Here is a 13,629-nt window from a genome sequence, read left to right on the forward strand (position 1 = left end):
GCGTCATGGCCGGGACGTTTCACGTGAAACGTCCTCCCCCGGCGACCGAGGAGGTCCCCGGTGTCCACGGCAGATCGAGCACTTCCAGCTCGTCGCCCGGCCGCGCACCGCCCGGCGGTACCACGGCAAGCCCGTCGGCGGCGGCGATGCCACGCAACATGGCCGGCCCGTTGTAGTGCAGCGGCACCAGCTGTTCGGCGCGGTGTACGAAGGGCACAAGGCGGGTGTCGTACGGATGCCCGTGCACCTCGTCACGTACGGAAGCGCGATATGGAACGGCCGCCGGGTGGCCCGCAAGCCCCCGCAGCAGCGGCTCGGCGAGCGTCAGAAGCCCGGAGACGGCGGCCAGGGGATTACCGGGCAGGCCCACCAGATGCCGGGCGGGCCGGTCGCCCTCCTGGGGCAGCCGGGCAAGGAGCATCGGATGCCCGGGCCGCACGGCGACTCCGTCGACCAGCAGCTCGGCGCCCGCCTTCCGCAGGACCGGGTGGACATGGTCGACGGGGCCCGTGGCCGTACCGCCTGTGGTGAGGATGAGATCGGCGTCGGAGGTGGTGACGGCCTCGTGGAGGGCTTCGGCGTCGTCACCGAGGCGGCGGCTGGCGATGACATCGACGCCGAGGGCACTGAGCCAGGGGCCGATCATCGGCCCGAGGGCGTCGCGGATGAGGCCGTCGTGGGGGAGTCCGGTGGTGAGCAACTCATCGCCGAGGACAAGGACTTCGACGCGCGGCCGGAGAACTGTGAGCAGTTCGTCGTAGCCGGCGGCCGCAGCGAGGCCCAGCACGGCCGGGGTCACCAGCGAGCCGGTGGGCAGGAGTTGGTCGCCGGAGCGGCACTCCTGGCCCCGCGGCCGGATGTCCTGGCCGGGGACCACCTCGCGCTCGGCGTACAGCTGGCCGCGGTCCGCGGTGCGGGCGTGCTCACTGCGGATCACCGCGGTGGTCTCGGGCGGGATACGGGCCCCGGTGGCGATCCGTACCGCCGCGCCGTCGGGGAGCGGCGGGGCCTCGCCGTGCCCGGCAAGGATCGAACCGCCGCCCTGAATGGTCCAGGGCCCCGGGCCCGCGACGGCCCAGCCGTCCATGGCGGAGGTGTCGAAGGAGGGCAGGTCGCAGAGTGCGGTGAGCGGCTCGGCGAGCACCTGGCCACGAGCCTGATCGAGAGGGATGCGCGCGCTACGGAGCGGGGCGGCGCGCCCGATGCGCGCGGCGAGAGCCCGGGCGTCGGGCCAGGGGGTCGCGCGGTGCCGCACCGTGGCGGCATGGCCGGCCGGCCCGTGGTCAGTGCCGGGAGCCGAGTCGGAGACGGGATCCGAGCCGGGCGCAGGCTCCTGCCGCGTCTGCCGGCCGACCAGTGCGAGGGCTTCCTCGACGCCGTCCGACTCGGCCTCCTGCTCCTGACCGTTCATCCGGCGTCGCCCCGGTCCGGTTCGGCGGGCTCGGCGCCCTTGACCGGCCCCGGAGGCTCGGAGCCCGTGGCGGCACCGGCCTGGGGGGTGGCCTGCTCGGCTTCCTCCGCCCAGCGCGTGGCGAGCGCGGCCGCCTTGCGGGCGGCCTCCGCGACCGCCGCCGGGCCGCCGCTGCCCGCCTGAGCCGCCGCGTACCCCACCAGGAAGGTGGTGAGCGGCGCCGCGGGACGGGCGACGCCGTGCGCCGCGTCCCGTGCGAGGTCGAGCAGGACGCCGGTGTCGACGTCGAGTTCGATGCCGAGTTCGTCCTTGACTGCGGTGATCCATTCGTCCAGCACGTTCCCATGCTCCCTGATACGGGCCCGGGCCGCGGAGATGTCCTCCCAGGTGTCGCAGTCGAAAGAGGCGAGCGGCTCCGCATCGATCCGGGCGAGATCCAGTTCCTGCGTCAGCAGGCGCAACGGCAGCCCGGTCAGACTCCCGTACTCGGTGGTGAGAAGAGCAAGTTCACGGCGGAGCGGCTCGGTGCGGTACGCGGCGACGAGCGGCTGGTCGCGGCCGTCGGGATCGGTGAGCAGCGCCGCCTCGCGCCCGCTCGAGCCGAGGGTGCCGATCAGCTGCCGTACCGTGCGCTCCCCCAGGAACGGCAGATCGGCCGAGAGCACAAGGACTGCCTGTGCCTCGACCTGTCGCAGGCCGGCGTCCAGCGCGGCGAGCGGCCCGCCGCCCGGGGGCTCCTCACGCGCCCAGACCACGGGGCGCGCGGTGGCCCTGCGCCCGCCGACGACAACGGTGCGTCCCGCGTCGCGGCACACGCCGAGCACGCGGTCGAGCAGGGGGCGCCCGCCCACGCTCACCGCCGGCTTGTCGGCCCCGCCCAGCCGCTTCGCGGCACCTCCGGCGAGCACGATGGCGTCATACGCGGTCATGCCTGAAGTATGGGCCGCGATCGCGTGGGCGGGGAGCCCCGATTGGATCTCTGCCGGGTCCGTCTCGCTGTATGGACCTACAGGCTGCGCAGCAGCACCGATGGGTGCTCCACACAGTCGGCGACATAGCGCAGGAAACCGCCCGCAGTGCCGCCGTCACAGACCCGGTGGTCGAAGGTGAGCGAGAGCTGGACGACCTTGCGTACGGCCAGTTCGCCCTCGTGCACCCACGGCTTCGGCACGATCCGGCCGACCCCGAGCATCGCAGCCTCGGGGTGGTTGATGATCGGCGTGGAGCCGTCGACACCGAACACCCCGTAGTTGTTCAGGGTGAACGTCCCGCCCGTCAGATCCGCCGGAGTCAGCGTCCCCTGCCTGGCCGCCTCCGTGAGCCGCCCGACCTCCGCGCTCAGCGACTCGGCCGAGCGCAGATGCGCATCCCGCACCACAGGGACGACCAGTCCTCGCTCGGTCTGCGCGGCGAAGCCGAGATGCACCTCGGCGAGGCGCACGATCTCCCTGGCGTCCATGTCCACCGTGGAGTTGAGCTCCGGGTGGCGGGCGAGCGCGGCCGTACAGATCCGGGCCAGCAGTGCCAGGAGCGAGATCTTCGGCCCGCCCGCGGCGTTCATCGAGGCCCGCGCGGCCATCAGCTCTGTTGCGTCCGCATCGACCCAGCAGGTGGCGTCCGGTATCTCACGCCGGCTACGGGAGAGCTTGTCGGCCACGGCTCCGCGCACGCCGCGCAGCGGTATCCGCTCACCGCGCGCCGCCGCGGAGGCAGGCGCTGCGGCGGGCGCGGGCTCGGGAGCGGCCTTTGTCTCGGCTGCCCGCATCGCGTGCTCGACGTCGGCTCGCAGGATCAGGCCGTCGGGTCCGGATCCGGTCAACTGACGCAGATCGAGGCCGTGCTCGCGGGCGAGCCGGCGAACGAGCGGCGATATGACGGGCACGGGGCCGCTCTGCGCCACATCCTCGACCGCCACGGCGCGAACCACCCGGCGCTCCGGCTCCGCAGCCGGCGCGGGGGCAGGAGTGACGACTGGCACAGCCGGAGCGGAGGCGGCGGGCCGGATCCGGCGACGACGAGCCGCCGGCGCCCCCGTCCCATAGCCGACCAGCACATTGCCGGACGACTCGCTCGCCCCGGCCGAGGCTTCGGTGACAGCGGAGGATTCGGCGGCAGCCGCGGATCCGAGGGAATCCACCGCCCCCACCGCAACCGTCAACAGCGGTGCGCCGACGGGCAGTTCCGTGCCCTCTTCGCCGAAACGCGCAGTCACCACGCCCCCGTACGGGCACGGCACCTCCACCATCGCCTTGGCCGTCTCGACCTCGACGACCGGCTGGTCGATCGCAACGACATCGCCCACTGCCACCAGCCAGCGCACGATCTCCGCCTCGGTGAGCCCCTCCCCGAGGTCCGGGAGCTTGAATTCGAGCACCTGAGCCATCAGCTCGCCGCCTCCCACTGCAGCCGTGCGACCGCGTCCAGCACCCGGTCCACTCCCGGCAGATGGTGCCGCTCCAGCATCGGCGGCGGATACGGAATGTCAAAACCGGCCACGCGCAGCACCGGTGCCTCCAGGTGGTGGAAGCAGCGCTCCGTCACCCGCGCGGCGATCTCCCCGCCAGGGCCACCGAAGCCGGTGGACTCGTGGACGACGACCGCCCGTCCCGTACGCCGGACGGACGCACAGACCGTTTCGTCGTCGAAGGGCACCAGCGAGCGCAGATCGACGACTTCAAGATCCCAGCCCTCGGCCGCGGCGGCCTCCGCCGCCTCCATGCAGACCGGCACGGAAGGCCCGTAGGTGATCAGCGTGGCGCTCCGCCCCTGCCGCCGCACCACGGCCCGGCCCATCGGCTCGACCTCGGTCGGGGCGTCCGGCGACCACGCCGCCTTCGACCAGTACAGACGCTTCGGCTCCAGGAAGACGACCGGGTCGTCGGAGGCGATCGCGGCCCGCAGCAGCCCGTAGGCGTCTTCGACCGTCGCGGGCGTGACGACATGGAGCCCCGGAGTCGCCATGTAGTACGCCTCGGACGAGTCGCTGTGGTGCTCGACCCCGCCGATCCCGCCGCCGTACGGCACCCGGACGGTGATCGGCAGCGCCATGCCGCCCCTGGTGCGGTTCCGCATCCGCGCCACATGGCTGATCAGCTGCTCGAACGCCGGATAGGCGAAGGCGTCGAACTGCATCTCGACGACCGGCCGCAGCCCGTACATCGCCATGCCGACGGCCGTGCCGAGGATGCCCGCCTCGGCGAGTGGCGTGTCCGTACAGCGGTCCTCGCCGAATTCCTTGGCGAGCCCGTCCGTCACCCGGAAGACCCCGCCGAGCGTGCCGACGTCCTCCCCCAGCACATGGACGGCCGGGTCCTCGGCCATCGCATCGCGCATCGCGCGCTGCAGGGCCTGCGCCATCGAGGCGGGCTTCACCGCGGCCGTGGTCATCGTGCCTCTCCCTCAGCGTCGAGCTCGGCCTGCAGCTGCGCCGCCTGCTCCCGCAGCTGACTGGTCTGCTCGGCGTAGACATGCGCGAACAGATCCATCGGGTCCAGCACCGGGTCGGCGTTCATCCGCTCGCGCAGATCCGCGGCCATCGTCTCGGAGGCGTCGGCCGCCGCCCTTATGCCGTCCTCGTCGAGCAGACCTCGCTCCGTCAACTCCCGCTCCAGCAGCCGGATCGGATCGTGCGCACGCCAGGCCTCGACCTCGCTCTCGCCCCGGTAGCGGGTCGCGTCATCGGCGTTCGTATGCGCGTCGATGCGGTACGTCACGGCCTCGATCAGCGTCGGGCCACCGCCGCGCCTGGCTCGCGCCAGTGCATCGCTGAGCACCTCGTGGACCGCGGCCGCGTCGTTCCCGTCGACGAGCCGGCCGGGCATTCCGTACCCCACGGCCTTGTGGGCGAGCGAGGGTGCCGCCGTCTGCTTGGCCAGCGGCACGGAGATCGCAAAGCCGTTGTTCTGGACGAGGAAGACGACCGGGGCCTGCCAGACCGCGGCGAAGTTCAGCGCCTCGTGGAAGTCGCCCTCGCTGGTGCCGCCGTCGCCGACAAGGGCGAGCGCGACGACGTCGTCACCCTTGAGCCTGGCGGCGTGGGCCAGCCCGACGGCATGCGGCAGCTGGGTGGCGAGCGGGGTGCACAGGGGCGCTATGCGGTGCTCATGAGGGTCGTAGCCGGTGTGCCAGTCGCCGCGCAGCAGGGTCAGCGCCTGCACCGGGTCGAGGCCGCGGGCCACGGCCGCGAGAGTGTCGCGGTAGCTGGGGAAGAGCCAGTCCCGCTCCTCCAGCGCCAGCGCAGCCGCCACCTCGCACGCCTCCTGGCCGGTGCTCGACGGGTAGACGGCGAGCCGGCCCTGCTTGGTCAGCGCGGTCGCCTGGGCGTTGTACCTGCGGCCGCGCACCAGCTCCGCGTACAGCCGCAGCAGCAGCTCGGGGTCGGCGCCGGCTGCGGCGTCCGTGCCGAGCACGCGGTACGGCTCCGGGTCCGGGAGCAGCGGTGCGGGGTCGGTGCGGGGCTTCCACGCCGGGGGCGGGGTGGGCCGGTAGGCAGCCGTGGCACCGGGCAGCTCTTGAACCGTCATGCTGCTCTTTCTCAACGCGAGCACCTCCTCGTGGGGGCGACGACGAAGCGGCACGAGTGTGGCCCGCCTCCCCTACCGATTGTTCGGTCGTGGACGCATTTTGGCTACAGGCACCTTCAGCCTGTGGACAAACGGTTCTCCACAGCCTGATATAGAGACAGGTCGTCCATGCTAAGGAAGCGGGGGGATATGGCAGCTGAACAAATGGCCGAGGGCGGGGACCGGGCGGAGCAGACGCCTCCGCCGCGCCCGCTCGACTCCATCGACCGGGACATCCTGCGGATCCTCCAGACGGACGGTCGCGCCTCGATACGATCCGTGGCCGAGCGCGTCCATGTCTCCCGCGCCAATGCGTACGCCCGGATCAACCGGCTCATCGACGACGGAGTGATCCGCGGTTTCAGCGCCCGCGTGAACCACGAGCGGGCAGGCCAGGGCGCTTCCGCCTACATCACGCTGAAGATCGTGCAGAACTCCTGGCGAACCGTGCGCGAACAGCTCCAGGCACTGCCGGGTGCCGCCCACATCGCACTGGTCAGCGGAGACTTCGACGTCCTGCTGCTGGTGCACACCTCGGACAACCGCACGCTGCGCGAGCTGGTCCTGACCAGGCTCCAGTCGATCCCGGAGGTGCTGTCCACGCGTACGCTGCTGGTCTTCGAGGAGACGGACCTCGACCCCGGGCCGGCCCCGAGTCCGGGTACGGCTCTCGGCCCGGCACCGGCTCCGGACGCCGAGCCGCTCTAGCCGAGAGCCTCCCCATGAGCGGGAGGCCTGCCGGGCGCCTACGAGTCGGTACGCAGCCCGTCGAAGGCGAGTCTGACGACCGCCTCGGCGACCTGGTCGCCGTCGTAGCCGCTGCCCGGATGCGGCCGGTACCACTCGACGAGCGAGTTCACCATGCCGAAGAGCAGCCTGGTCGCCAGCCGGATGTCCACGTCCGTGCGGAGATCGCCGTCCGCCGCGGCCGCCTTCAGCAGATCGGCCACCCGCTGGTCGAACTCACGCCGCCGCTCCATGGCCCAGCGCTCGGTCTTGGTGTTGCCGCGTACGCGCAGCAGCAGCGTCACGTAGGGCAGCTCGGCCATCAGCACCTCGACGGTGCGCCGGGTGACGTACTCGACCTGCTCGATGGCACGCCCCCGGAGGGCTCCCGGCTCGTCGAGGATCGCGAAAAGCGCGTCCAGCGCCCGGCTGACGGCCCGGCGCAGCAGTTCCTCCTTGCCCGCCACATGGTGGTAGATCGAGGACTTGGAGATGCCGGCCGCCTGCGAGAGATGCTCCATGGACGTGCCGTCGTAACCGCGCTCGTTGAAGATCCGGACTGCGACGGTCAGCAGTGTCTCCGGGGTGTACGTGTCGCGCTTGGCGGTGGTCATTCGTCCGCTCCTTCCGCGTCACCGGCGAGCGAGTGCTGGAAGAGGGCGACCGAGGGTGCGTAGCGCCCACCCGGAAAGCGCAGGTCCAGCTCTTGAAGCAGCTCGTAGGCCCAGCCCTGGGGGAGCCTGCGGCTCCATTCGATGGGCCCCAGCGGGTAGTTGACGCCGCGCCTCATCGCCGTGTCGATGTCGTCCTCGGTTGCGACCCCCTTGGCGAGGGCGTCGGCCGCGGCATCCACCAGCATCGCGACGGTACGGGCGACGATCATGCCGGGTACGTCTCGGATGACGCTGACCTTCTTGCCCAGCGCCTGGAACAGGCCGGTGGCCTCCAAAACGGTGCGTTCCGGGGTGCCTGGGGAGGCAGAGAGGGCGATCCGGGTGGCGGCCCGGTAGTCCAGCGCCAGGTCGAAGAAGACGACGTCGCGGAACTCTCCGGACATCTGGCCGTCCGCGAGCCCCAGCTGGCCGCCACTGGGCAGCACCAGCCGGGTACCGGTGTCCTCGCCCTTGCGCACCGTGATGCCGGACTCGCGGATCAGGTCGAGCAGCTCGGCGGCGGCGCCCAGGTCGCCCTCGGCGATGACGTACTCCGGGGCGTCGGCGGGCGCCGCGGTGTGCGGCTCAGGGCGGACGGCACCTTCTGCGTAGTCGTACCAGCCACGGCCCGACTTACGGCCCAGCAGGCCCGCCTCGACGAGCCGCCGCTGCGGCAGCGAAGGAGCGAACTTCTCGTTCTGGAAGAAGGACTCCCACACGGAGCGGGTGACGGCCTCGTTGACGTCCTGGCCGATCAGGTCGGTGAGCTCGAAGGGGCCCATCTGGAAGCCGCCCGACTCGCGCAGCACCGCGTCGATCGTGGCGGGGTCGGCGCCCCGCTCCTCGTAGACGGCGAAGGCCTCCGCGTAGAAGGGCCTGGCTATGCGGTTGACGATGAAACCGGGCAGGTCGGCGCAGCGCACCGGGGTCTTGCCCCAGGCCGCTGCCGTCGCCCACGCGCGCGTGGCCGACGCCTCGTCCGTGGCGAAGCCGCTGACGACCTCGACAAGGGGGAGCAGGGGCGCCGGATTGAAGAAGTGCAGTCCGACGAAGCGCCCGGGGTGCTTGAGCGCGCCCGCGATGGCCGTGACGGAGAGGGAGGAGGTGTTGGTGGCGAGCAGGCAGTCGTCGGCAACGAGCTCCTCCAGCGCCGTGAACAGCTCCTGTTTGATCTTCAGTTGCTCGAGTACCGCCTCGACGACGAGCGCGGCGTCGGCCAGCTCGGCCAGTTCCGCGGCCGGGTGCAGGCGCGCACGTGCGGCGTCCCGTTCGGCGGCGTCCATGCGGCCCTTCTCGACCAGCCGGTCGAGGCGTGCGCCGATGGTCTTCGCGGCCTCGCCGGCCCGTCCGGGGACGGCGTCGTAGAGCCGTACCCGATGGCCTGCGGCAAGGGCGACCTGGGCGATGCCCTGCCCCATGGTGCCGGTGCCGACCACGGCGACGGTACGGCTCTGATCGATGGCGGTCATGGAAGCGATCCTCCCCGATGAGTTGTCCACAGGTTTGACAGGCCCCCTTGTACCGACCGATCGTTCGGTTACTCTAACTCTGTCAATCCTTCCCTGCCCAGCTCGACGAGGAGTTGGTCCTTCCATGCAGCTGACCGAGACCCACCGGCCCACGCTCGACCAGGCCCTCGAAGCCATCCGCACCCGCGCCTACTGGTCCCCGCACCCCGAGCACCCCAAGGCATACGGCGAGAGCGCGCCGGCCGACGGACTCGCGGCGTTCGATGCCCTGCGCAACACCCGCTTCGAGCTGGACCAGCCGGGCACGGACGGCTGGACAGGTGGCGAAGTCTCGCCGTACGGCCCGGAGCTGGGCATCGAGTACCCCCACCCGGACATCGACGTCCTGCTGCCCGCCATGCGGGCGGGCATGACCGCCTGGCGCGAGACGGGGCCCGAGACCCGCGCCCTGGTCTGTCTGGAGATCCTTTCGCGGATCAGCGCCCGCACCCATGAGTTCGCGCACGCGGTGATGCACACCAGCGGGCAGGCGTTCATGATGGCGTTCCAGGCAGGCGGCCCGCACGCCCAGGACCGCGGCCTCGAGGCCGTCGCGTACGCCTACCAGGAGCAGACCCGCACCCCCGAGGCCGCCGACTGGTCCAAGCCGCAGGGCAAGCGCGACCCGCTGGAGCTGCGGAAGACTTTCACCACCGCGGGCCGCGGCATCTCCCTGCTGATCGGCTGCAACACCTTCCCCACGTGGAACGGCTACCCGGGGCTGTTCGCCTCCCTGGCCACGGGCAACCCGGTGCTGGTCAAGCCGCACCCCCGCGCGGTGCTGCCGCTTGCACTCACGGTGCGCGTGGCCCGCGAGGTGCTGTCCGAGGCCGGCTTCGATCCGAACCTGGTCGCGCTGGCCGTCGAGCGGCCGGGCGAGGGGATCGCCAAGACCCTCGCGGTGCGGCCCGAGATCAAGATCATCGACTACACGGGGTCCACCGCCTTCGGTGACTGGCTGGAGGCCAACGCCCGCCAGGCGCAGGTCTACACCGAGAAGGCCGGAGTCAACACCGTCGTCGTCGACTCCACCGACAACTACAAGGGGATGCTGTCCAACCTGGCCTTCTCGCTGTCCCTGTACAGCGGCCAGATGTGCACCACCCCGCAGAACTTCCTCATCCCGAGGGACGGCATCTCGACGGACGCCGGACCCAAGTCGTACGACGACGTGGTCACCGACCTCGCGGCCTCGGTGGGCGGCCTGCTCGGCGACGACGCGCGGGCGAACGCCCTGCTGGGCGCGCTGGTCAACCCGGACGTCAAGTCCCGCCTGGACGCGGCGGCAGAACTGGGCGAGGTGGCCCTGCCCTCTCGGAAGATCGCCAACCCGGAATTCCCGGACGCCGTCGTCCGTACGCCAGTGATCGTCAAGCTCGACGGCGCCAAGCCGGACGCCGAAGCGGTCTACATGTCGGAGTGCTTCGGCCCGGTCTCCTTCGCGGTCGCGGTCGACTCGACGGCGGACGCGGTGGAGCTGCTGCGGCGCACCGTCCGCGACAAGGGCGCGATGACGGTGGGCGCGTACACCACGTCCGAGGCGACGGAGCGCGCGATCGAGGACGTCTGCCTGGACGAGTCGGCGCAGCTCTCCCTGAATCTGACGGGCGGGGTGTACGTCAACCAGACGGCGGCGTTCTCCGACTTCCACGGCTCGGGCGGCAACCCCGCGGCGAACGCGGCCCTGTGCGACGGGGCGTTCGTCTCGAACCGCTTCCGCGTGGTGGAGGTCCGCCGCCAGGCCTGAGATCCGACGGGCCGTGATCCAGGAGGATGCCCTCCGGGGTCACGGCCCGCGGCACAGCGCGAACCCCCTACGGGGCCGGGATCTCCGCGTACCGCTGAACCCAGGCATGCATCGCGATCGCCGCCGCGGCGCCCGCGTTGATCGAGCGGGTCGAGCCGAACTGGGCGATCGAGCACACCATCGTCGCGTGCTTGCGCGCCTCCTCCGTCAGCCCGGGCCCCTCCTGCCCGAAGAGCAGCACGCACCGCCGCGGCAGCTCGGTCCGCTCCAGCGGCACCGCGCCCGGCAGATTGTCGATCCCGATGATCGGCAGATCCTCGGCCGCCGCCCACGCGGTCAGCGAGGCCGTGTCCGAGTGGTGGCGCACATGCTGGTACCGGTCGGTGACCATGGCGCCGCGCCGGTTCCAGCGCCGCCGGCCGACGATGTGGATCTCCTGCGCCAGGAAGGCGTTGGCGGTACGCACTACAGATCCGATGTTGAAGTCGTGACCCCAGTTCTCCACGGCCACATGAAAACCGTGCCGTCGTGTATCGAGGTCGGCGACGATCGCCTCGCGCGTCCAGTACCGGTAGGGGTCGACAACATTGCGCCGGTCGCCATCGGCCAGCAGCTGGGGGTCGTACCGCGCGTCCTGAGGCCACGGCAGCGGATGCGGCCCGACGCCGACCTCGGGGCTGAAGGCATCGTCGTACTGAATCGGTTCTTCGGTGGTGCTCACCCGACGAGCGTACGGGGCTGGTCCGGGGTCCCCCGCCGCTGCTCCGGCCCGGCAGCGTCCGCGCGTGAGAACAGCCGCTCCCGCCCCCGGGCCACCCGACCGCCGAGCCAGACCAGAAAGGCGGTCGGCAGGAACACCGCGTCCGCGGCGATCATCGCGAGCGAGAAGAAGGGCAGCCCGAGCAGCACCGCGATGGCCGCGTGCTCCAGCATCATGGCGCCCAGCAGGACGTTCTTGACGCGCCGGTTGAAGAGCGTGAACGGGAAGGCGACCTGCACGATCACCGTGCCGTAGGTAAGGATCATCACCATCACGCCGCCGGATGCGAGGAGGTCGGAGAGCGCCGGCCAGGGCGTGAAGTAGTCGAGCTTGAGCGGGTAGTAGAGCGCCGTGCCGTCCTGCCAGCGCGAGCCCTGGATCTTGTACCAGCCGGCGGTGGCGTAGATCAGACAGACCTCGGCCATGATCACGAGGAGCGCCGCGTTGTGCGCCAGGTTGGCGAGTATGTCCAGCAGAGCGCGGGGCTCGCTGTGCGGGGCGTACCGGTTCACCATCCACCACAGCGCCTGTGCCACCCAGAGCGCCCAGAGCAGGAGCAGTACGAGCCAGCCGGTCTGGTTCAGGAATGTCGCACTGAACAGAGCGAATCCCAGCACCGCCCAGAGGGTGGGGCCGACCCGGTCGCGAGGCGGACCGGCCGGCCTCGCAGGAACTACCGAACCCACGGGAACTACCGGCCCGCCGGGAACTACCGGCCCGCCGGGAGCCGCCGGCCCGCTTGGCACAGCCCGTGCGAGCCGCCTTGCGTCCAGGGACCAGACCTGCCCGCAGCGCGTCAGGACCAGATAGATCGCCATCAGGTGGATGACGTTGTCGCCGCCGTCGCCCATGAATATCGAGCGATTCTGCAGAGACAGCACGCCGATCATGAAGAGCGCCGACATGGTGCGGGTCCGCCAGCCGAGCATCAGCAACGCGCTGGACAGTATGGCGACGGCGTAGACGATCTCGAACCAGACGGTGTTGTCCACCCACATGAGCGCGGTGAAGGCGTCATTGCCCGAAATGAGCTGGCGCGCCATGTCCCAGCTCCATGGGCCGTGGGGCCCATACATTTCATGGCGGTTGGGCAGCTCCCGCAGCAGGAAAAGCAGCCAGGTGGCGGCGAAGCCGATCCGGACGATGGCGCTCTGGTAGGGGCCGAGGGCGGTGGCCGTGACGCGCTGGACGGCCCGGGCGACCCTGCGGTCGGGAGTGGCGTTCACTGCCCGGCCTCCGTCCGGTCGTTGCGGACTCCCCCGGGCAGATCCGCTGCGGTGACCGTCCACCAGGGCAGGACCCGATAAGAGGCGCGGGTGTCGATCTTCTCGTCGCTCCACTCAGGAGCCTTGACCGAGCGGGTGGAGGACCTGAGCCGGATGCGCTCAACGGGGCCGCCAAGATCGTGCGCGTCCAGCCGCTGCATCACGATGCGGCGCACATAGCTCTCGGAAAGCTGGCCGCGCAGGCCGTTCCCTCGGTTTTCGTTGTCGTGCGAGTTCACGTAGAAGTCCCAGGCGCGGCGGAGCTCGTTCTGTTCCACATGGCTCGGCAGAAGATTTCCGCGGATCGCCTCGCCGTCCTCGGCGGTGAGATCGATCCAGTCGGTGTTCTTGTGGCTGCCGTCGGCGGCCGCGTACTCGGCCTTCACCTCCACGGCGACGTTCTGCTGCAGCGGGTTGGGGGCGAAGAGCTTCCAGTTCTGCTCGAACTCGGGATAGACCCAGCCGTCGACCGCCTCGCCGTGCTCCTTGGTCACCGTGTTGGACGGCGCCACGTGCAGAAACACCATTGCCAGGTGGACACAGGCGAATACGCCGACGAGAGCGAGGGAGAGAGCGGCGGCCACCTGGTAGGGGAGGGAGAGGGCGGCGATGCCGCGCAGGGGAACGGGGACGTCGGGGGGCGACGCGGGCGGAGCATGCGTGCCCGGCGCGAACGTGCCGCTCGGCGCCTGCGTGGCCGGCGCCGGCGGGGCGATCGGGGCCTGCGGGCCGCACGCTGCCTGCGTGCCCCCGGCCGACCCCTGGGCGTACGGAACGCTCGGGCCCGGCGAGGCCGGTAGAACACCCGGCTGAGGCTCGGTCCGGGACGCGGGGACGGGCTCCGTCCGGGCTGAGGGCCGGACCCCGCCCTGGACTGCTGGAGGCGGCTCGGGGGCGTCGTCGGGCGGCGGCTCGGAGCTCAGCCTCCTGGCGCCTTTGACGTCCTCGTCCTCGTAGGAGTCCATCCCGCCCCGATCCCCATCGGTCCACCTCAGTT

The 13,629-nt window shown here is 71.2% G+C and carries 12 protein-coding genes; 2 read left to right on the plus strand and 10 right to left on the minus strand.

What is annotated here, in order from left to right; genetic code table 11:
- Nucleotides 1–19 precede the first annotated feature (19 nt).
- From OG729_RS19305 to pdhA, 5 genes are all read right to left on the minus strand, one after another.
- The gene (locus OG729_RS19305; protein WP_405807314.1) at nt 20–1,411 is read right to left on the minus strand and encodes a molybdopterin molybdotransferase MoeA; all 1,392 of its coding nucleotides are present in this window, start codon (nt 1,409–1,411) and stop codon (nt 20–22) included.
- Nucleotides 1,408–2,340, minus strand: a complete 933-nt coding sequence (locus OG729_RS19310) for an NTP transferase domain-containing protein (protein ID WP_405807316.1) — start codon at nt 2,338–2,340, stop codon at nt 1,408–1,410. Before OG729_RS19310 ends, OG729_RS19305 begins: the two co-directional genes overlap by 4 nt.
- Before the next feature lie 77 nt (nt 2,341–2,417).
- Entirely contained in the window at nt 2,418–3,794 is a 1,377-nt protein-coding gene (locus OG729_RS19315) for a dihydrolipoamide acetyltransferase family protein (RefSeq protein WP_405807317.1), read from the minus strand.
- Entirely contained in the window at nt 3,794–4,798 is a 1,005-nt protein-coding gene (locus tag OG729_RS19320) for an alpha-ketoacid dehydrogenase subunit beta (RefSeq protein WP_360866918.1), read from the minus strand. Before OG729_RS19320 ends, OG729_RS19315 begins: the two co-directional genes overlap by 1 nt.
- Nucleotides 4,795–5,934 carry a pyruvate dehydrogenase (acetyl-transferring) E1 component subunit alpha gene (pdhA, locus tag OG729_RS19325; protein ID WP_405807319.1) on the minus strand — a complete coding sequence of 380 codons (1,140 nt, stop codon included), beginning with the start codon at nt 5,932–5,934 and terminating at the stop codon, nt 4,795–4,797. Before pdhA ends, OG729_RS19320 begins: the two co-directional genes overlap by 4 nt.
- A gap of 204 nt (nt 5,935–6,138) precedes the next feature.
- On the opposite strand from pdhA, the gene OG729_RS19330 reads away from it, so the two are divergent.
- Complete coding sequence (locus OG729_RS19330) at nt 6,139–6,681, plus strand: Lrp/AsnC family transcriptional regulator (RefSeq protein WP_405811191.1); 543 nt, start codon at nt 6,139–6,141, stop codon at nt 6,679–6,681.
- Between the two features lie 38 nt (nt 6,682–6,719).
- Here the strand turns inward: OG729_RS19330 and OG729_RS19335 are convergent, their stop codons facing one another.
- Together OG729_RS19335 and OG729_RS19340 are read right to left on the minus strand one after the other, a co-directional pair.
- The gene (locus tag OG729_RS19335) at nt 6,720–7,313 is read right to left on the minus strand and encodes a TetR/AcrR family transcriptional regulator (protein ID WP_360866923.1); all 594 of its coding nucleotides are present in this window, start codon (nt 7,311–7,313) and stop codon (nt 6,720–6,722) included.
- Nucleotides 7,310–8,821: a 3-hydroxyacyl-CoA dehydrogenase gene (locus tag OG729_RS19340; RefSeq protein WP_405807321.1), complete on the minus strand. Its 1,512-nt coding sequence runs from the start codon at nt 8,819–8,821 to the stop codon at nt 7,310–7,312. Before OG729_RS19340 ends, OG729_RS19335 begins: the two co-directional genes overlap by 4 nt.
- Nucleotides 8,822–8,945: 124 nt before the next feature.
- Here OG729_RS19340 and paaN point away from each other — a divergent pair, with 124 nt between their 5' ends.
- Nucleotides 8,946–10,607 (plus strand): phenylacetic acid degradation protein PaaN, encoded by a 1,662-nt coding sequence (paaN, locus tag OG729_RS19345; protein ID WP_405807323.1) that lies wholly within the window; start codon nt 8,946–8,948, stop codon nt 10,605–10,607.
- Between the two features lie 67 nt (nt 10,608–10,674).
- Here paaN and OG729_RS19350 read toward each other — a convergent pair whose 3' ends face one another.
- The 3 genes from OG729_RS19350 to OG729_RS19360 are packed head-to-tail and all read right to left on the minus strand — an operon-like array spanning nt 10,675 to nt 13,597.
- A complete protein-coding gene (locus tag OG729_RS19350; protein ID WP_405807324.1) occupies nt 10,675–11,328 on the minus strand; it encodes a TrmH family RNA methyltransferase in 654 nt (217 codons plus the stop codon).
- Nucleotides 11,325–12,593 carry an HTTM domain-containing protein gene (locus OG729_RS19355; protein ID WP_405807326.1) on the minus strand — a complete coding sequence of 423 codons (1,269 nt, stop codon included), beginning with the start codon at nt 12,591–12,593 and terminating at the stop codon, nt 11,325–11,327. Before OG729_RS19355 ends, OG729_RS19350 begins: the two co-directional genes overlap by 4 nt.
- Nucleotides 12,590–13,597 (minus strand): DUF5819 family protein, encoded by a 1,008-nt coding sequence (locus OG729_RS19360; protein ID WP_405807328.1) that lies wholly within the window; start codon nt 13,595–13,597, stop codon nt 12,590–12,592. Before OG729_RS19360 ends, OG729_RS19355 begins: the two co-directional genes overlap by 4 nt.
- Nucleotides 13,598–13,629: the final 32 nt, after the last annotated feature.

Source organism: Streptomyces sp. NBC_00210 (assembly GCF_045160975.1).
Classification (GTDB): domain Bacteria; phylum Actinomycetota; class Actinomycetes; order Streptomycetales; family Streptomycetaceae; genus Streptomyces.